We start from the raw sequence: 19,075 nt of genomic DNA, 5'->3' as shown, positions 1-19,075 counted from the left end.
GGCCGCCTCGCCGCCTGATCGACAGGAGCAACTTCAGTGCTACAACGACTCAGATTCATCCCGCTGCGCATCGTCCAGGCGATCCCCGTGGTGTTCGGGGTGACGCTCGTCGTCTTCTTCCTGGTGCGTTTCCTGCCGGGGAGCCCCGCGATCGCGATGCTCGGTGAGCACGCGACGCCTGCGGCGATCGCCGCAGTCGACAAGGAGTACGGTCTGAACGCGCCGATCTGGGTCCAGTACGGCGACTTCATCGGGAACCTCGTCCGGGGCAATCTCGGTCAGAGCCTCTTCTATCACCAGCCGGTGTCCCAGCTCGTGCGCGTCGGGTTCCCGGCCACCCTGTACCTCGTCGTCTACGCCATCGTCCTCACCGTCATCATCAGCGTGCCGCTGGCCGCGGTGGCGGCGTCTGCGCCGGGGCGCGCGCGGGATCAGTTCGTGAGGGTCGGGCCGCTCGTCGGCCTCGGAATGCCGCAGTTCTGGGTCGGCATCATGCTGATCCTGATCCTGGGCGTACGGCTCAAGATCTTCCCGATCGGCGGCTACGGCAGCGACTTCGTGGCGAACCTCGGCTATCTCTTTCTGCCGGCGCTCACCGTCGCGATCTCGATGTCGCCGATCGTGATCCGCAGCCTGCGTTCGGCGATGATCTCCGTGCTCGGCTCCGACTACGTCGGGACCGCGCGCTCCAAGGGCACGTCGCCGTTCCACCTGTTCAGCCGTCACGTGCTGCGCAATGCCGCGGTGCCGACGGTGACCGTCCTCGGCGTCAATGTCGGCTACCTGCTCGGCGGAACGATCGTGGTCGAGAAGGTGTTCGCCCTGCCCGGCCTCGGCAACTACATGGTGACCGCGATCTTCAACCGAGACTTCCCGACGGTGCAGGGCATCACCCTCGTGATCGCGCTCATGGTCGTGGTGGTCGGCATTTTGACCGACGTCGTCTACGCACTGCTCGACCCGCGGGTCAAGCTCGCATAGAGAATCTGGACAGAAAACGGATGACTGAATCCACAGCAGCTGATGTGCGCATGAGCGCACCCGACCTCCCGCGACGGCGCTTCTCGGTCGTCAGGTCGCGCTCCCGATCGCTGCGGCCCTGGTACAAGATCACGCCGCTCGTCGTGGGCCTCTCGATCGTGCTGTTCCTCGTGCTCGTGGCGGTGTTCGCGCCGTGGATCGCGCCGCACGACCCGCTCAAGCAGGACCTGACCCACATCCTCCAGCCGCCGAGCGCGCAACACTGGCTCGGAACCGACAACCTCGGGCGGGACGTCCTCTCGCGGTTGATCTGGGGCACGCGCGTCGACCTCCGGGTCGGATTCCTCGCCGTGCTCATCCCCTTCGTCTTCGGCACCGTCGTCGGGGCCATCGCGGGCTACTTCGGCGGCATCGTCGACGCGATCGTCATGCGCGTCGTGGACGTGTTCTTCGCGTTCCCCTTCTATGTGCTGGTCATCGCGCTCGTCTACGTGCTGGGCACCGGCGAGCGGGCGATCTATCTCGCCATCGCGACGGTCTCGTGGGTGTCGTACTGCAAGATCGTGCGCGGCGAGGTGCTCGTCGCACGTCAGCAGGACTACGTGGTCGCTGCGCGGCTCGGCGGCCTCTCGCACGGGCGGATCATCGGCGGTCACATCATCCGCAACGTCATCTCGCAGGCGATCGTCTACGCCATGTCGGACATCGTGCTCGACATCCTCGCGATCGTGACCCTCGGCTACCTCGGCCTCGGCATTCAGCCGCCGACGCCCGACTGGGGCAGCATGATCGTCGACGGTCAGGAGTTCATCACATCGGAATGGTGGCTCTCGACCGTGCCGGGCATCGCGGTCGTCTTCACCGGCTTGGGCCTGTCGCTCACGGGAGACGGCCTCGCCGAGCTGCTCGCACCCGAACGGAGACGATGACATGGCAACGCAGCCGCACACCCAGACCGCGACCGACACCGGCACCATCCTCACGGCCGATCGGCCGGTGCTCGAGGTTCGCAATCTCGACATCGGCATGAGGCGCAAGTCGGCCGTCGTCAAGCTCGTCGACGATGTGTCGTTCTCCGTGGACCTCGGCGAGCGCTACGGGCTCGTCGGCGAGTCCGGCTCCGGCAAGTCGATGACGCTGCGCGCCATCGCCGGCCTGCTGCCGTCGGGCGTCGAGGTGCTCTCGGGCAGCATCCTGTACGGAGGAAGAGATCTGCTCGAGCTCTCCGCGTCGAGTCGACGTGCACTCATGGGCCCGGAGATCGCGATGATCTTCCAGGAGCCGCTGACCGCCCTCAATCCCACCATGCAGGTGGGCGATCAGATCGCCGAGGGGCCGAGGCAGCACCTCGGGCTGTCGGCCAAGGACGCGAGGAAGCTGGCTGTCGAGATGATGCGGCGCACCGGCATCCCCGACCCGGCGAGACGCGCCAAGGCGTTCCCCCACGAGCTCTCCGGCGGCCTGCGCCAGCGCATCATGATCGCGCTCGCGCTGTCGTGCTCGCCGAAGGTTCTGCTCTGCGACGAGCCGACAACAGCGCTCGACGTGACGGTCCAGGACCAAGTGCTCACCCTGCTCGCCGACCTCTGCGACGACACGGGAACCTCCCTCGTCTTCGTCACGCACGATCTCGCGGTCGTCGCGCAGACCTGCAGCCGGGTCGGGGTGATGTACTCCGGTCGGATCGTCGAGAAGGGCGCGGTGAATGAGGTGTTCCCGAAGCCGCATCACCCGTACACGCTCGGGCTGATCGAATCCGCTCCCGACTTCGACCGGCCCGATCGCGAGCTCGTGTCGATTCCCGGCTTCCCGCCCAACGTCGCGAACCGCGGCAGCGGCTGCGTGTTCGCACCGCGGTGCGCGTTCGCCCAGGACGACTGCCGAGTCGGAAGGCTCGAGCTCGCCGAGCTCGAGCCGGACCGCACTGTTGCCTGCCTGCATCCGCGGAATGCCGGCGAGGCACTGCTCTCCGCCGCCGCGACGAACGGCGCGATCGCTGGAAGGAGCGAGTGATGCCAGAAGAGATCATGCTTGAGGCGCGCGACATCGCGGTGCTGTTCAATCAGTCGAAGGGTTTCGCGCGCATCTTCGGCGGGGCGAGGCGATCGGATTCCGCGTTGCACGCACTCGACGGCGTCTCCCTCTCTCTTCGCCGGGGTGAGAGCCTCGCCCTGGTCGGCGAGTCCGGTTCCGGCAAGTCGACGTTCGCGAACGTGCTCGTCGGACGCCTCGCGCCGGCCGCGGGCCAGGTGCACTTCGAGGGCGAGCACATCGGTGCGGAGCGCAGTATCTCCCACCGGCGGCGGATCCAGATGGTGTTCCAGGACCCGTACTCCTCGCTCAACCCACGAATGACGGTCCGGCGCGCCATCGGCGAACTCTTGCGTGTGCACCGGATCGTTCCGCCGTCCGAGATCGACGCGGAGCTCGTGCGGCTCGTGAACCTGGTCGGTCTTGACGAGGAGGTGCTCGATGCGTATCCCGGGCAGTTCTCGGGCGGCCAGCGCCAGCGGCTCGCGATCGCGCGAGCGCTCGCCGTGCGACCCGACATTCTCGTCGCGGACGAGCCGGTCTCGGCACTTGACGTGTCCGTGCAGGCGACCGTCCTCAACCTGATCAGCGAGCTGCAGCGAGAGCTCGGCCTGTCGGTCCTGTTCATCGGGCACAACCTCTCGGTGGTGCGCTCGTTGTGTCAACGTGTCGCCGTCATGTACCTCGGGCGGATCGTCGAGGTCGCCGATGTCGATGAGATCTTCGACAATCCCAAGCATCCGTACACCCGGGCCCTCATCGCGTCGATCCCGCGCATGCACCGCACCATCGAGCGCGAGCCCGCCATTCAGGGCGACCCGCCGAGCCCGATCAACCTGCCCGTCGGGTGCCGCTTCCAGTCGCGCTGCCCGCTCGTACAGGATCGGTGTCGGGCCGAGGACCCGGCGCTCAGGCTGGTCAGTGCCACCCCAACGGCCGGCGGCGAGTTCGAGGACCATCTTTCGGCCTGTCATTACGCGGAGGAACTTGTATGAAGATCTTCATCTCAGTCGACCTCGAGGGCATCGCCGGAACGGTCGACTGGTCTCAGGGCCGCATCGGCGGCGCCGCTTATGAACAGGGCTGCCGCCTGATGCTCGGCGAGGTCAACGCCGCCATCGACGGCATCCTCGACGCGGGCGAGGCTGAAATCGTGATCAACGACTCGCACGGCAAGATGTTCAACCTCGATCCGGAGGCCATCCACGGTGAGGCGAGCTACATCTCCGGCGGCCACAAGCCGATGTACATGATGCAGGGGCTGGACGCGAGCTTCGACGCGCAGTTCCTGATCGGGTACCACGGGTCGATCTCCGGGCCGCCATCAGTGCTCTCGCACACCTACAACCCCGAGGTGTTCAGCGGGGTGCGGGTGAACGGGCAGTACGTGGGCGAGAGCGGCATCAACGCGCTGGTCGGCGCGCACTACGGCGTTCCGATCGCCTTCGTGAGCGGCGACCAGGTCACCGCCGCCGAGCTCGAGGGCATCGCTCCAGACGTGGTCAGCGTGCAGACGAAGACGAGCGTGAGCAGGTTCGCCGCTGAGAACCTGCACCCGACGGTTTCGCGTCGACTGATCCGGGCGGCGGCCGCGGATGCCGTCGCGAGCGTGGCTGCCGGTTCGCTCGCCGCGCCGCGCATCGCCGCGCCGGCAACCGTCGACATCGACTTCCAGACGGCGGACATGGCCGAGATCGCCACCTGGGTCGCCGGGGTCGAGCGCTCCGGGCAGCGCAGCGTGGCCATCGTCGGATCCGATCTGCTCGCGATCTATCGTTCCTTCGTGGCCGTCACCTACATCACGAGGCAAGTTGGCGGCCGCTGACGGAATGCTCGCCCTGCGTCCCTTCGTCGCCTCCGACGACGCCGAGCTCATCTCCTGGTTCCCAAGCGACGAGGCCCTGCAGCTGTTCGCCGGCGTCGCGGGCGCGTGGCCCCTCACGCCGGCTCAGCTGGAACGGCGCAGGAGTGAGCCCGGCGTGCACGCCTATTCGGCCCAGCTGGTCGGCCGCGACGGCGACGTCGCCGACGTGTTGGCAGGCCACGTGGAGCTGGTCGAGGCCGGAGCGGGCAGCATCCGTCTCGCCCGGGTCGCGATCGCTCCCGCATTGCGTGGCAGAGGGCTGGCGGGGCAGCTCGTCGATCGCGCTCTCGATGAGGCGCGCCGAATCGGGGCGACGTCTGCCGGCCTGCTCGTCGTGCCGGGGAACGTTCCTGCGCTTCGCAGCTATCAGCGGGCCGGCTTCGTCGACGCGGGCGTCAATCACGCATTTCCGCAATATGTATGGATGACACGCTCGCTGTGACGGCGAAGAACCGGAAGGGGGCCGAGCGCGAATGAGCTCGAGAACAGCGGACGGACTGGCTGCCGTGGACACTCTGCCGGGCCTCGAGTGCCGGGCATGCGGCACCCACTACCCGGTGCGGAGTCTGGTCTGGCGCTGCGAGTGCGGCGGGCTGCTCGATGTCGCCCCGTTCGAGACCGGCATCGATGTCGCCGCGCTCAGCTCGCGCGCCCCGACGATGTGGCGCTACCGCGAGGCGTTCCCGATCGATGCGGACCCAGCGGTCTCGCTCGGCGAGGGCATGTCGCCGCTCATTCGCTCGGCTGCGCTCCCCGCGGTGCGGCTGAAGCTCGACTTCCTCATGCCGACGCTCTCGTTCAAGGACCGCGGGGCCGTGATGCTCGCGACTCTGGCGCGCCGGCTCGGCGTCGAGAACGCCATGATCGACAGCAGCGGTAACGCGGGCACCGCGGTCGCGGCCTACTTCGCGCGTGCCGGGGTCGGGTGCACGGTGTTCGTTCCGGAGTCGACGTCGTCCGGCAAGCTCGCACAGCTGCGGGCTCACGGCGCGACGGTCGTGCTGGTTCCGGGGACGCGCGCGGACACGTCGGCAGCGGCTCTCGACGCCGCAGGCCGCCCCGGCGTCATGTACGCGAGTCACGTGTATCACCCGTACTTCTTCCACGGCGTGAAGAGCTACGGCTACGAGCTGTGGGAGCAGAACGGGTTCCAACTGCCCGAGACGGTCGTTCTTCCGGTCGGCAACGGCACGCTCGTGCTCGGCTGCTACCTCGCGTTCAGCGAATTGCTCCGCGCGGGCCTCGTGAGCCGGATGCCCACGATCGTCGCGGTTCAGGCCAGTGCCTGTGCGCCGCTGGAAGCCGCCGAGCTCGCGGGAGCCGACGAGCCCGCCGCGATCGTCGCCGGTGACACCATCGCGGAGGGGATCGCGATCTCGGCCCCGCCCCGCGGCGCGCAGATCCTCGCGGCCGTGCGCGCGACGGGCGGCACCATCGTCTCCGTCGATGACGACCACGTGCGCCGTGCCCGGCAGGCTCTCGCCGACGAGGGCCTGTTCGTCGAGCCCACGGCCGCGGCCTGCTTCGCCGCGGCCCAGGCGGCGCATGACGGAGAGCAGAGCGACACGCGCACGTGGGCGCTCGCGCGGCCGCACCTGACGGGCGCCGATGTCGTGGTTCCGCTGTGCGGCGCGGGCCTCAAGTCACCGTATGCGAGCACGCCCGCGCAGTGACGCGCGCGCCAGGGACGGATGCCGGCTGCGCGGCCGGGAGCCCCTCTGCACCGATGTCCCTACAGTGGGGACATGCTTCACGCCATCCCGGGTGACCCCGACTCTCCAGCAGCGCGGGGCTCGAGACTGAGCGACCGCGCCGACATCGTGCTGCGCGGCGGCCTCTACGCGCTGCGCAACGCCGACCTCACGTCGTACGAGTCCATGGCGAGCGACCTGCTCGCCGTGCGGGCCGTGCTCGACGCATCCGGCATCCCGTTCCTGCTCGTGCGCGACGAGACGGGCCGCCTTGTGGTCGCCGTCGATCGCGCGGCGCGCAAGCAGCTCGCCGCGGTTCTTGCCCAGGCTTTCAGCGACGAGCCGTTCTACGTGAAGACGATGCGGGCCGATGGCACGCTGGCGCGCAAAGACGACAGCCGGCCATTGCTGCTCGCCGACGGCGTTCTCTCCGAGCGCCGCAAGGCGGCGGTGTTCCGGCTGTATCGCCCGCGCATCGAGCCCGTCGGTCTGCTGCGCTTCGGGCATCGGGATGCCTTCCAGCTCGAGCTGTGGCGCTTCGGCGACGAGGAGATCGAGGCGCCGCTGCCCAATGCGCTGACCCGCACGCGCATGAAGCGCGCGGAGGCGATCGCCGACGAGGTCGAGCTGTTCGGGCAGAGCTGGCCGACCCTGCAGGGCATGTTCGATCCGATGGTGGGCGACGTCGACTTTCCGATCGACCTGGTGTTCTCGTGGGTCGACGGCTCCTCGGTGGAACTGCAGCGAGCTCGGGCCGCGCGCATGTCGAGCTATGTGGTCGGCGAGGGCGACGACTCGGAGGCGCGCTTCCGGCAGATCGACGAACTCAAGTACGCGCTGCGCAGCGTTCACATGTTCGCCCCGTGGGTGCGGCGCATCTTCATTGCGACCGACTCGGTGGCGCCGCCATGGCTCGCCGAGCACCCCAAGGTGACGATCGTGCGCAGCGAGGAGTTCTTCGAAGACCCCGAGGCGCTGCCCACTCACAACTCGCACGCCATCGAGGCTCAGCTGCACCGGATCCCTGGACTCGCGGAGCACTTTCTGTATTCGAACGACGACATGTTCTTCGGTCGCCCGCTTCAGCCGTCGCTGTTCTTCTCGCCGGGCGGCATCTCGAAGTTCGTCGAGGCGACGACCCGTATCGGGCTCGGTGACAACGACCCGGCGCGAAGCGGCCACGACAATGCGGCACGGGTGAACCGCCGGCTCCTTCGAGAGCGCTTCGGGCGCACCACGACGCGGCATCTCGAGCACTGCGCGGCCCCGCTGCGGGTCAGTGTCCTGAATCGGCTCGAGGCCGAGTTCCCCGACGAATTCCGCCGCACCGCCGGCAGCCCCTTCCGCAGTGCCACCGACATCTCGGTGACGAACTCGCTCTATCACTACTACGCGCTCGTCACGGGCGGTGCGGTCGAGCAGCGGCAGGCGAAGACCACGTATGTCGAGACGACGCTGCGTCGCTCACTGAACCAGCTCAATCGCCTGCTGCGGCGGCGCGATCAGGACATGTTCTGCCTGAACGACGGCAGCCGCCCCGAGCTGTCGGTCGAGGAGCGCACGGCCGCGGTGACGGAGTTCCTGGAGCGCTACTTCCCCATTCCGGCGCCGTGGGAGCGCCCTGCGGCTAGCTCTCGAGCGCCGGCTCCTGCTCCGGCAGCAGCAGCGGCTCCTCCGGCTCGACCCATGCGTTGACGCGGTCGGGGATCCGGATGCCTGCCTCGGCGAGCCGCGCGTCCGTCGCCTCGGGGCTCACATAGTCGAGCGCTTCGTACTGGCCGAGCGGCACGACCGAGTGCAGCACCGTCTCGGGGTACACGTGCACGAGGTTGAACGCCTGGGCGCCATTGCGGGCACGCGTGCCGCGGGTCTGCCCGCGCAAATCCACCTGGAGATCCTGGGTGTAGCAGGTGGCGGATGCCACCGACACGGGGATCCCGGCGAACACGCCGCTCGACGAGTAGTGCAGATGCCCGGCGAGGATCGCGCGGACGTCGGCGCCCTCGACGACCTCGGCGAGCCGCGCCTGGTCGCGCAGCTCGACCGTGACCGCGAGGTCGAGCACGGCGGGCACGGGCGGATGGTGCATGGCCAGGATCGTGCCGTGAGGTGCCGGCGACGAGAGCTCCTCCGCGAGCCAGTCGAGCTGCTCCGGGGTCACGATGCCCCAGTGCTCGCCCGGCACGCTCGTGTCGAGGGTGATGACGCGCAGGCCGTTGACGTCGTAGACCCGGTCGACGGGGCGCGGAGTCGGTACCTCGCCGAGCAGGTGCTCGCGGAAGATACGGCGGTCGTCGTGATTCCCCATCGCCCAGATCACCTGAGCGCCGATGCGCGCGGCGCTCGGCTCGACGATCGAGCGCAGCAGCTCGTACGCATCCCCCTCGCCCTTGTCAGCGAGGTCGCCGGTGAACACGATCGCCTCAGGGCGCCCGCGGCTCGCCTCGAGCTCGGCGAACAGTTCGGCCAGATTGGCGGCGCTGTCGACGCGGTCGTACAGCTTGCCCGCAGCGCCGTCGTGCCGGGCCAGCAGGTGGGTGTCGGAGAGATGGAGCAGGAAGTGGTCCGGTCGCGGGTACTCCGCTGTGCGGAAGTTCACGGGGGGAGAGTCCGTTTCGCTCTTGCGTGCTCGCAGATTTCGACACGCGTCGCGAGTTATACGACCACTTCGATATCAACGCCGAGTGAACGACACGCGACATGGAGCGCTCGCTAAGTGGTCCGGTCATCACGACGGGCCCGGGCTCGCGGTGCGATTGACCGGGCGGTTACGTTCACGGCAGGTTCCAGGGCGATACCCGGCATATCGGTGGTATGTGGGGCGTCAGGGCTCTGAAATCCGCCGCCACCTCGATATCCAGCGCGCTACTCTTTGTGGAGCGACGCGGTATTCGGGTTATCGCGCGAATATCGAGAACAACTCCAGTGAAGGATTTCTCTTATGAAGAAAGTCATCGAGCAGCTTGTCGACGACCTCAACGGCGACGTCCTTACTGACGGTGAGGGTGAAACCGTCTCGTTCGCGATCGACGGCAAGTCGTATGAGATCGACCTCGGCGGCTCGAATGCCGCTGCGCTGCGCGAGGCCCTGCAGCCGTATATCGCGGCGGGGCGCCGGTCATCCGCTCTGAGCAGCCCGGCGCGCCAGGCGGTGAGCCGTATCGGCAAGTCCTCTACTTCGCACTGGACGGCCGGGTATGCCGTCGTTCGCGAGTGGGCCGAGGCGAATGGTATCGAGGTATCGCCGCGCGGGCGCGTCGCCGACTCGGTGATGAAGGCATACGAAGACGCGCACAACTAGGGCCTTTGCCACTAGCTGTTCGTGATGAGCCCGTCCCTTTGGGGGCGGGCTCATCACTTTGGATGATCTTCGCTCGGCGCGCATGACCGATACGGATGCTTCGCCCTACCGTTAGCGGCATGAACCAACTCGTCGCACGCCTTGGACGGGCCATCCCGCTCTCGGTCCCGCAGCAGTACCTCAATGTCGTGGTGCGGTTCCTGCCGATCGTCGGCGCGATCGTGTTCCTGATCGGCTGGGGGGACTCGACCTTCGGCGCGTGGCCGTGGGGCCAGAAGCTCGTCGCCGCCCTCTCGTGGGCGGCGGTGCTCGGCGTCGCGGGGTTCTTCCCGTGGGCGGCGGTGATCGGCAGCCTGGTCGTCCTCGGCGGCGAGTGGGGCATGGCGCTGTTCCTCGCCGTCACCTATCACGCGGGCCTCGCCTGGGCGCTCAACCTGGGCGCGACCTGGAGCATGTGGTGGATCGTGCCGATCGCCCTCGGGTACGTGGCCGCGACGAACAGCTCGTGGCGTCTGAAGTGGGCAGCCCTCGTCGCGGGGGTCATCGGCACTCTCGGCTACGCCGCGCTCCTCGTGCACGAGGGGTGGCCGCAATGGCTGGTCGACTCCGACTTCGCCGGTGCGATCGTCTGGCATTCGAAGGCGGTCAACGTCCTGGTGGGGTTCCTCACTCTGATCGGTCCGCTGCTGGTCTTCGTGGTCGTGGCGTGGCTGATCGGCGTCGGCGTCTCCGCGCTCTGGCGCGTGCGGGTCGTCTCGGGTCGTCTGCAGACGACGGCCGCGCGCCTCGACGAGACCGATCTCGAGCTCAAGCTGGCGCACGATCGGGGGCGGATCTCGCGAGACATCCACGACTCGCTCGCCCACTCTCTCGCGATCATCGTGGCGCAGGCCGAGGGGGCGGCGGCGATCCATGAGCTCAAGCCCGAGGCGGCGCCCGAGTCGCTCGGCAACATCGCCACCGTGGCGCGGCACGCGCTCGGCGAGGTGCGCCGGCTCGTCGAGCGGATCAACGACGACGAGGACGTGAGCGAGCACACGAGCAGGCTCGAGCACATCCCGGCGCTCATCGACGACATGCGCTCAGCCGGTGTCGAGGCGAGCCTGCGGGTGCTCGGTGAGCCGGGGGCGCTCGCGCTCTCCAAGCAGGTGGCCGTCTACCGCATCGTGCAGGAGAGCCTCACGAACGCGCTCAAGCACGGGGGCCGCGGCGCGACGGCGACGGTCACACTCGACGCGCAGGGCACCGGCCTCGCAGTGCTCGTGGTCTCGAAATCGGGCCACGGCCTGCCGCTCGTGCAGACCGGCGGTCGCGGGATCGGCATCGCGGGCATGAAGGAGCGGGCGCGCCTGGTCGGCGGCTGGCTCACCGCCGTGCCGAGCGATGATGAGACCTTCGTCGTGACGGCGTTCATCCCGCCCGACGCCGAGGCTCGGGGCGAGGTTGCCCCGAGCTCGTCACCCCGGTCCGGCGGCGAGACATCCGATGACCTCGTCGACGCGTTCGCCGAGACCGCACTGCTTAAGATCGAGGGCGCACGTGACTGACCAGTCGATCCGGGTGGTCATCGTCGACGATCAGCCGCTGTTCGCGGCGGGTCTCGCGATGCTCATCGACGCGCAGCCCGACATGCGGTGCGTGGGGACCGCGCACGACGGCGGCGCGGCGCTCACCCTCGTGCGGCAGGTGCGCCCCGATGTGGTCTTGATGGACCTGGGGATGCCGGGCCTCAACGGCCTCGAAGCCACGCGGCTCGTCGTGGCCGAACCGACGCCTGCGAAGGTCGTCGTCGTGACGACGATCAGGCGCGACGAAGCGGTCTATCTCGCGCTGCGCGCGGGAGCGACGGCGTTGCTCACGAAGGACGCGCTGCCCGCAGAGGTGACGCGCACGATCCGGGACGCGGTCGCGGGGGAGAGCCTCGCCGCGGCCTCCGCTGCCGTCGACGTCGTCCGCGAATTCGCGCGGCCGGCTCAGACGCGCACGCCTGACGACACGCTCGCCCAGCTGACGGCCCGCGAGCGCGAGGTGTTCCTCCTCATCGCCCGCGGCCTCAGCAACGCCGAGATCGCCGATGCGACCGTGCTGAGCGAGGCGACGGTGAAGAGCCACGTACGGCAGGTGCTCGGCAAGCTCGGCCTCAAGAGCCGGGTCCAGGTGGTCGCCTTCGCATACGAGAACGAACTGATGGGAGCCAGGCCATGAGCGAGACGGATGCCGCGAGCACGGACCCCGCGGCCATCACCTTGCCCGCGACGTACTCGGTCGACCTCACCGCTCTGGTCGAGGCGCAGCTGGCGATCAGCGTGTAGCGCGGCGTGCGGTTCGGCGTCCGGCATCCGCCGCCGAAGGGCTACCCGCGGTTAACCCGGTGTGACCACCATGGGGGCCACGGCTCGCCTTCGTAGCCGAATCATCGAAAGAAGAAGGACCATGCGTAAGAACCTCGTGTTCGTAGGTGCCGCGGTCGCGGCATCCGTTGCTCTTCTCGTTGCTCAGCCCGCGACGGCCTCGCCCGCCCGCCCCGGTCATCACCCCGCGACCGACCCGGCCGCATGCTCGAGCAGCATCGACGCCATCAGCTACAGCGACGCCCTCAACAAGCTCGAGGCCTACGGCGCCGAGGTGAGCGGCCTGTCGTCGCTCGCATGGGACGCCCGCCAGAACGCCTGGGTCTCGGCCCTCGACAACAACGGTCAGACGACGCCCGAGTACGTCTGGTCGTTCCGCAACCTGTCCGACCCGAAGGTGATCCACGCGCCGCTCATCCTGCGCAAGCCGAACGGCACGCCCTACGACGGCGGCAACATCGCCACCGACCCGAACGCCGCCGACAACGAAGGTCTCGCCGTGCTGAAGGACGGCGATTACGCGGTCAGCTCGGAGACGGAGCCCTCGATCCGCATCTACGGCCGCAACGGCGTGCAGAAGGAGTCGCTGCCGATCCCGGCGCGCTTCGGTGTGACCGGCCTCACCCCGCAGGGACAGGCGACGTCGAACGCGACGCTCGAGGGCCTCACGCTCACGCCGAACGGCAAGACGCTGATCGCGTCGATGGAGGGTGCCCTCTCGGGCGACGTCTCGACCTCGGGCGACGTGAACTCGCACCGCCTGCTCGTCTACACCCTCGGCAAGCGCGGCCAGTGGACGCTCGAGAAGCAGATCGAGTACAAGACCGACAGCGGCATGCGCATCCCCGAGATCGCGGCGTACTCGAACGACGCCATCATCGTCGAGGAGGCGGCGTGGACGGCGACGACAGGCAACGAGGTGAACCTGTTCTCGGTGACCGGCCTGTCGAAGGCAGCGGATGTCTCGCGCGTCACGAACCTCGGCAACGCGCCGGCCCGACTCGCCGTGCACAAGACCGCGCTCGGCGACCTCGTGAACTGCCCGACGCTCGGCGCCCCCGCGCTCGAGTTCCAGCAGAACCCGCTGCTCGACAACTTCGAGGGCATGGCCATCACCGGGCGCGAGCGCAATGGCCGCTACGGGGTCTCGCTGATCAGCGACGACAACAACAGCCCGCAGCAGCACACCCGGATCCTGAACCTCTCGGTGAAGCTTCCGTAACGGCGACTCGGCGAATCTGTTGAAGCCCAGGGGGTGTGCGTGTCGGCGGTCGCTGGTAGGCAGGGTTCATGACGAACACGCCTGAGACTCCGAACGCCGCCCCCACGGGGCGCACTCCGCTTCCCGGCAGCGAGCGCGCGGCCGCGCCCGGTGCGCGCGCCGTGGCGCGGCCGGCCGACACGGGCTCGCGCATCGAGGCGACGCTCGTGCTGCGCCGCCGCGCCGAGCTGCCAGAGTCGGTGCTGCGCGGCGCGCCGCTGTCGCGCGACGAGCTCGCGTCGCGATACGGAGCGGACCCGGCCGACGTCGAGCGCGTGTCGCAGGCTCTCGCCGCACACGGGGTCGAGATCGTGTCGTCCGACCTCGCCAGTCGGCGAGTGCGCATCGCAGGCACCGTCGATCAGCTGCAGAGCGCGTTCGGCACGACGCTCGAGTGGGCCGAGAGCGACGCCCCGGCGGGCGGCACCGTCGCCCACTGGCACCGCACCGGCGAGCTGAGCGTGCCGTCCGAGCTCGACGGCGTCGTGAGCGCCGTGCTCGGCCTCGACACCCGCCCGCAGGCGCGGGCGAACTTCCGCGCGGTGTCGCCCGAGGCGGTCGACACGAGCTACACGCCGCTGCAGCTCGGCACGGCGTACGCGTTCCCGGCGAACACCGACGGCTCCGGCCGCACCGTGGCGATCATCGAGCTGGGCGGCGGCTTCGAGGCATCCGATCTCGACACCTACTTCTCGGGGCTCGGCGTGGCCTCACCGACCGTCACCGCGGTGAGCGTCGACGGCACCGACAACAAGCCGGGTGGCGACCCGAACGGCGCAGACGGCGAGGTCGCGCTCGACATCGAGGTCGTCGGCGCCCTTGCGCCGGCGGCGACGATCCTCGTCTACTTCGCTCCCAACACCGACGCCGGCTTCGTCGACGCCGTGTCGCAGGCGGCGCACGCATCGCCCACGCCCGACGCCATCAGCATCAGCTGGGGCCAGAGCGAAGACCAGTGGACAGCCCAGGGCCGCCAGTCGATGGACGACGCGTTCTCCGACGCGGCCGCGCTGGGCATCACCGTGACGGTGGCCGCTGGCGACAACGGGTCTGGCGACAACGAGAGCGACGGCAAACCGCACGTCGACTTCCCGGCGTCGAGCCCGCATGCGCTCGCCTGCGGCGGCACGCGGCTCGAACTCGACTCGTCGGGCGCGGTCTCGTCCGAGACCGTGTGGAACGACGGGTCGAACGGCGGGGCCACCGGCGGCGGGGTGAGCGACACCTATCCGCTGCCCGACTGGCAGCAGCCCGTCGACGTCTCCGCGGCGTCCGGCGGGAAGAGCGGCCGCGGCGTGCCCGATGTGGCCGCCGTCGCCGACCCTGCGACCGGCTACAAGGTGCGCGTCGACGGAAACGACACCGTGATCGGCGGCACAAGCGCAGTGGCGCCGCTCTGGGCTGCGCTCATCACGCGTCTCGTGCAGGCATCGGGCAAGCCGATGGGGCTCGCGCAGACAGCGCTCTACGCGCAGGCCGGGAAGGGCACGGTTCCCACCGGCTTCCGCGACATCACCTCCGGCTCGAACGGCGCATATTCGGCGGCCGCCGGGTGGGACCCGTGCACCGGCCTCGGCTCGCCGAACGGCACGGCGCTGGCCGAGGTGATCGGCGCGAAGTAGGGCGGCGTAGTCGCGAGCCTGCTACGTCCGCGCGGCGGGGCCGAGAGCCTCGACGAGGGCCGCGCGGCGTGCGGTGCCTCGCGCGTCGAGTTCCACGGAAAGCGCCGTGACGTCGGGGGGCACCGGCACGCCGGCATCCGTCACCGCTCCCGTGATGGGTGCCCCCGCCTGTACCGCGAGCGGCAAGATGCCGGCCCACACGCCATGGTCCTCGCCGTCGTCGGGCGCCTCACCGACGCCCTGGAAGCGCACCTTGACGCTCACGCGATCGAGCGGAAGCTGCAGTACCTGCGTTTGCGCAAGCTCCTTCGCGGTGATCTCGCGGATGCTCTTCCGCCGGCCCGGCATGAGGTGGTCGCCGACGATCCACAGCGCCGTCATGCGCAGTTCGGCCGGCACGATCGTCGCTCGGCCGAAGATCATCGCGCTGCGATAGTTCGCGGAGCTGTCGTTGAGCGACCGCGCGTAGACGAGACCATCGACGTGGGTGATGGTCGCCGAGACCGAGACGCCCTCGGCGCCCGCGTCGAGGAACAGGCCCCCGCCGGTCGACCCGTGCAGCAGCAGGCGGCGCCCCCGACCGTCGCCGAGGTCCCCCACGGCGTAGAGATAGGGCAGCACGACCGGAAGCCCGTCGCGCACCATGCCGACGTGCGCGATCAGACCGTGTTCGAGGATCTCGTCGAGCACGGCGGGGTCGTCGCTCTGCCGCTCGCGCTTCCGTCGCACGGTCAGGCTGGGTGAGGCATCCGTCATGACCTCAGATTAGAGGCGTGAGTGGTCTAATGTTGGGTCCAATTCCTTCGCACTCGATTGGACCACTATGACGGAACCAGTGGGCGCGACTTCGCGCACGAAGACCGCGCGCGTCGCCGACACGGTGCGGTCGATGATCCACGACGGGCGCCTGCGCGAGGGCGATGCACTGCCGTCGACGCGCGCGCTCGCCGCCGAGCTCGGCGTCGCCCGGGGCACCGTCGTGACGGCGTTCGAGCAACTCGATGGCGAGGGTTACATCACGGTCCGGCATGGCGCGGCGGCGCGGGTGGCCGCGACGCTCGCGGACCCGCCCGCGAGGGGCCGTCGCGCATCCCCGCGGGTCCAGGCGCCGCAGGTCGGCGCTGCCCAGCCCGTGGGTCCGGCCGGTCCCGCGAGCGCCGCGGTCGTCGAATCCGTCATCGACCTCGTGCCGGGCGTGCCCGCGGTGTCGGCGATCTCCGGCCGCGACTGGCGGGCTGCGTGGCGCCACGCCGCCTCGCTCCCGCTGGGGGACGGCTACCCCGACTCGCTCGGTGACGTGGGGCTCAGGGCTGAGATCGCGAAGCAGCTCGCCTTCAGCCGCGGCTTCGCTCCCGCGACCGAGCGCGTCGTGATCAGCGCGGGCACGTCCGAGGCGATGTCGCTCGTCGCCGAGGCCCTCGGCAGCGGCGCGCGCGTCGCGGTCGAGAACCCCGGATACCGCTCAGGGCGCCGCGCGCTCGCGAGCGCGGGGGCACGACTGATCCCGATCGGTCTCGACGAAGGCGGCCTTCGCCTTGACGAACTGCGCATCGCCCACAACGCCGAGCCGCTCGCCGCGGTCGCCGTGACCCCCAGTCATCAGTACCCCATGGGCGCCGTGATGCCGATCTCGCGCCGCCGCGAACTGCTCGAGTGGGCGGCGGCGAACGGCGTGCTGCTCATCGAAGACGACTACGACAGCGAGTTCCGGCACCACGGTGCGCCGCTGCCGGCCCTCGCCGCGATCGACGTGAGCGGCAGCGTCGTACACATCGGCAGCTTTTCCAAGGTGCTGAACCCGCAGTTGCGCACCGGGTACCTGGTGCTGCCGGGCGACACGACCGCGGCCGCGACGCTCAGCGCCGCTCGGGTCGCGCGGGGTGCGGCCGTCGCCACACCTGTTCAGCACGCGCTCGCGTGGTTCATGTCGAGCGGTGCGCTTCGCCGGCACCTCGCGCGGGTGCGACGCGACTACTCCCACAAGCGGTCGATGCTGACGGATGCCTTGGCCGACACCGCCGGTCTGCGCGTGAGCGCGCTGAGCGGAGGTCTGCACGCGGTCGTCGAGTGGGAGCGCGGCCCCGACGAGGCATCCGCCGTCAGTCGACTTCGCCACCGCGGCGTTGCCGTCGCCGCCCTTGGGGACTACGTCGTCGACGGGTCACGGCTCGATACTCGCGGAATCGTGCTCGGCTACGGGCCCGTCTCGGCGACGGCGCTGGCCCGTGCGTTGGCGATCATCGCCGCCGAGCTCACCGGGCCGGCACCGAGAACGGAGTAGATGCCCTCAGTCGGCACGATCGACGACAACTACTCCGTACTCGGCGCCCGTCGAGGCGGCCTCAGCGCACCGATCAGCGGGGCGGGTAGCCCGCCTCACGGAGGGCGGCGCGGGCTTCTTCGCGGCCGCTGTAGGCCGTTCGCACCCCGGCGATGTCTCGATACGACTGGTGGCCAGGGCCGCACCAGAGGATCGAGTCGCCCTCACGAGCGAGCGACACCGCCTTGCGGATCGCGGCCTCGGGCGGCGAGACCTCGACGATCTCGAAGCCCGGCTTGGTCTCGGCGGCGCGGGTGCGGGCGCCTTCGAGCAGAGCGGCGCGAATAGCGGCGGGGTCCTCCATGCGCGGGTGGTGGTCGGTGATGACGATGAGGTCCGAGTGGTCGACAGCGGCGGCCGACATCAGCGGTCGCTTGGTCTTGTCGCGGTCACCGTCAGCTCCGAACAGGAAGATCAGTCGGCCGCCCGCCGGCGTCACGGCACGCACGGCGTCGAGAGTGCGGACGAAGGCGTCCTCGCTGTGGCCGAAGTCGACGAACACGGCGGGCCCGGTCTCGCCCGAGACGCGCTCAGTGCGGCCGGGAATGTAGACGTCGATCCCGTCCGCAACGGCCTCAGCGAGACGCTCTTCCGAGTAGCCGGCGAGCGACAGCATCGCCAACGCAAGGCCCGCATTGTGTGCCATGACGCTGCCGATAGCCGAGACCGAGGATGAGACCGACCAGTCGTCGACCGTGCGGCGCAGGGTGAAGGAGACGCCATCGATGGTCTCGTTCGTGACCTCGACGTGCCAGTCGGCGGCGACCGCGGGGTCCGATGAGATCGTCTGGACCGGAATGGGAGCGGTCCCCGCGATCTCCGCGCCCGCAGGGGAGTCCAGGCTGATGACCGCGGCCTTGGCGTGCTCGGGGCGGAACAGCGGACGCTTCGCCTCGAGGTAGGTCGCCATGTCGCCGTAGTCATCGAGATGGTCGTGCGTGAGGTTCGTGAAGCCCACGACATCGAACGGGACGCCGTCGATGCGATGGCGTTCGATCGACTGTGCGCTGACCTCGACGGCGGCGGCCTCGGCGCCGCCCTCGGTCCACCGGGCGATCAGCGAGTGCAGATCGACGGTCTCGGGAGTCGTGAGGCCGGAGGTGAACTTCTCGCCGTCGACATGCCGCTCTGCGGTCGACGAGAGGCCGGTCGTCACGCCGGCCTGAGTGAGGATCGCCTCGAGGATGTGCACCATCGAGGTCTTGCCGTTGGTGCCGGTCACGCCGAAGAGCTTGATGGGCGAGGCATCCGTATCGAACAACCAGGCCGCGATCGCGCCCAGCGAGGCCCGCAGCTCGTCGTGCACGACGACGGGCAGCCCTGTCGCGGCCGCCTGCTCGAGGCCCGCCGGATCCGTGAGGACCGCGACCGCGCCGGCCGCCTTCGCATCTGCCGCGAATGCCGCTCCGTGCTGCTTGCGGCCCGTGAGGGCGACGAAGACATCGCCCTTCTCGACGGTCGCCGAATTGAGCGTGATGCCGTGGATCAGAACGTCCTCGGGGGAGGAGCCCAGAACCGACCGCTCGTCACCGAAACGTCGGCCCAATTCGGCCAGCGGCTTGGACGGACTGCGACGAGGGCGCACGGGCGGCGCCGGCTGCGTGAGGGACATGCGAACCACTCTAAAGCCGCGAAACTTGGGCGTGCTTCCGC

At 69.4% G+C, this 19,075-nt stretch carries 17 protein-coding genes; 14 read left to right on the top strand and 3 right to left on the bottom strand.

What is annotated here, in order from left to right:
- Positions 1-36: 36 nt before the first annotated feature.
- From ACFOYW_RS02465 to ACFOYW_RS02430, 8 genes are all read left to right on the top strand, one after another.
- Positions 37-981 (top strand): ABC transporter permease, encoded by a 945-nt coding sequence (locus ACFOYW_RS02465; protein ID WP_390227026.1) that lies wholly within the window; start codon positions 37-39, stop codon positions 979-981.
- A 20-nt stretch (positions 982-1,001) separates the two neighbouring features.
- Positions 1,002-1,910, top strand: coding sequence for an ABC transporter permease (locus ACFOYW_RS02460; protein WP_390227025.1), 909 nt, complete (start codon positions 1,002-1,004; stop codon positions 1,908-1,910).
- A 1-nt stretch (position 1,911) separates the two neighbouring features.
- Positions 1,912-2,994 carry an ABC transporter ATP-binding protein gene (locus ACFOYW_RS02455; protein WP_390227024.1) on the top strand — a complete coding sequence of 361 codons (1,083 nt, stop codon included), beginning with the start codon at positions 1,912-1,914 and terminating at the stop codon, positions 2,992-2,994.
- On the top strand, positions 2,994-4,007 hold the full coding sequence (locus ACFOYW_RS02450; RefSeq protein WP_390227023.1) for an ABC transporter ATP-binding protein: 1,014 nt from the start codon (positions 2,994-2,996) through the stop codon (positions 4,005-4,007). Before ACFOYW_RS02455 ends, ACFOYW_RS02450 begins: the two co-directional genes overlap by 1 nt.
- Complete coding sequence (locus ACFOYW_RS02445; protein WP_390227022.1) at positions 4,004-4,837, top strand: M55 family metallopeptidase; 834 nt, start codon at positions 4,004-4,006, stop codon at positions 4,835-4,837. The genes ACFOYW_RS02450 and ACFOYW_RS02445 overlap by 4 nt, the downstream gene beginning before the upstream one ends.
- Positions 4,838-4,841: 4 nt before the next feature.
- On the top strand, positions 4,842-5,318 hold the full coding sequence (locus ACFOYW_RS02440; RefSeq protein ID WP_390227021.1) for a GNAT family N-acetyltransferase: 477 nt from the start codon (positions 4,842-4,844) through the stop codon (positions 5,316-5,318).
- A gap of 31 nt (positions 5,319-5,349) precedes the next feature.
- The gene (locus tag ACFOYW_RS02435) at positions 5,350-6,549 is read left to right on the top strand and encodes a threonine synthase (RefSeq protein WP_390227020.1); all 1,200 of its coding nucleotides are present in this window, start codon (positions 5,350-5,352) and stop codon (positions 6,547-6,549) included.
- Positions 6,550-6,621: 72 nt separating this feature from the next.
- Positions 6,622-8,262 (top strand): stealth family protein, encoded by a 1,641-nt coding sequence (locus ACFOYW_RS02430; protein WP_390227019.1) that lies wholly within the window; start codon positions 6,622-6,624, stop codon positions 8,260-8,262.
- Here the strand turns inward: ACFOYW_RS02430 and ACFOYW_RS02425 are convergent.
- A complete protein-coding gene (locus tag ACFOYW_RS02425; RefSeq protein ID WP_390227018.1) occupies positions 8,195-9,166 on the bottom strand; it encodes a phosphodiesterase in 972 nt (323 codons plus the stop codon). The two genes, ACFOYW_RS02430 and ACFOYW_RS02425, sit on opposite strands and share 68 nt — an antisense overlap.
- A 342-nt stretch (positions 9,167-9,508) precedes the next feature.
- Between ACFOYW_RS02425 and ACFOYW_RS02420 the strand changes: the two genes are divergently transcribed.
- The 5 genes from ACFOYW_RS02420 (at position 9,509) to ACFOYW_RS02400 (ending at position 15,102) form a co-directional block, all read left to right on the top strand.
- Positions 9,509-9,868 (top strand): histone-like nucleoid-structuring protein Lsr2, encoded by a 360-nt coding sequence (locus tag ACFOYW_RS02420; RefSeq protein ID WP_390227017.1) that lies wholly within the window; start codon positions 9,509-9,511, stop codon positions 9,866-9,868.
- Between the two features lie 119 nt (positions 9,869-9,987).
- Positions 9,988-11,415 (top strand): sensor histidine kinase, encoded by a 1,428-nt coding sequence (locus ACFOYW_RS02415; RefSeq protein ID WP_390227016.1) that lies wholly within the window; start codon positions 9,988-9,990, stop codon positions 11,413-11,415.
- Complete coding sequence (locus tag ACFOYW_RS02410; protein WP_390227015.1) at positions 11,408-12,073, top strand: response regulator; 666 nt, start codon at positions 11,408-11,410, stop codon at positions 12,071-12,073. The genes ACFOYW_RS02415 and ACFOYW_RS02410 overlap by 8 nt, the downstream gene beginning before the upstream one ends.
- 228 nt (positions 12,074-12,301) lie before the next feature.
- Positions 12,302-13,441, top strand: coding sequence for an esterase-like activity of phytase family protein (locus ACFOYW_RS02405; protein ID WP_390227014.1), 1,140 nt, complete (start codon positions 12,302-12,304; stop codon positions 13,439-13,441).
- Positions 13,442-13,509: 68 nt separating this feature from the next.
- Positions 13,510-15,102 carry a S53 family peptidase gene (locus tag ACFOYW_RS02400; RefSeq protein ID WP_390227013.1) on the top strand — a complete coding sequence of 531 codons (1,593 nt, stop codon included), beginning with the start codon at positions 13,510-13,512 and terminating at the stop codon, positions 15,100-15,102.
- Between the two features lie 21 nt (positions 15,103-15,123).
- Here ACFOYW_RS02400 and ACFOYW_RS02395 read toward each other — a convergent pair whose 3' ends face one another.
- Positions 15,124-15,858 carry a pyridoxamine 5'-phosphate oxidase family protein gene (locus tag ACFOYW_RS02395; protein ID WP_390227012.1) on the bottom strand — a complete coding sequence of 245 codons (735 nt, stop codon included), beginning with the start codon at positions 15,856-15,858 and terminating at the stop codon, positions 15,124-15,126.
- A 67-nt stretch (positions 15,859-15,925) separates the two neighbouring features.
- Here ACFOYW_RS02395 and pdxR point away from each other — a divergent pair, with 67 nt between their 5' ends.
- Positions 15,926-17,383 carry a MocR-like pyridoxine biosynthesis transcription factor PdxR gene (pdxR, locus tag ACFOYW_RS02390; RefSeq protein ID WP_390227011.1) on the top strand — a complete coding sequence of 486 codons (1,458 nt, stop codon included), beginning with the start codon at positions 15,926-15,928 and terminating at the stop codon, positions 17,381-17,383.
- Between the two features lie 73 nt (positions 17,384-17,456).
- Here pdxR and ACFOYW_RS02385 read toward each other — a convergent pair whose 3' ends face one another.
- Positions 17,457-19,034 (bottom strand): Mur ligase family protein, encoded by a 1,578-nt coding sequence (locus tag ACFOYW_RS02385; RefSeq protein ID WP_390227010.1) that lies wholly within the window; start codon positions 19,032-19,034, stop codon positions 17,457-17,459.
- Between the last annotated feature and the right edge of the window lie 41 nt (positions 19,035-19,075).

The sequence above is a fragment of the Gryllotalpicola reticulitermitis genome, assembly GCF_042651345.1.
Taxonomy (GTDB): domain Bacteria; phylum Actinomycetota; class Actinomycetes; order Actinomycetales; family Microbacteriaceae; genus Gryllotalpicola; species Gryllotalpicola reticulitermitis.
This window is presented reverse-complemented; position numbering and strand designations above follow the sequence as displayed.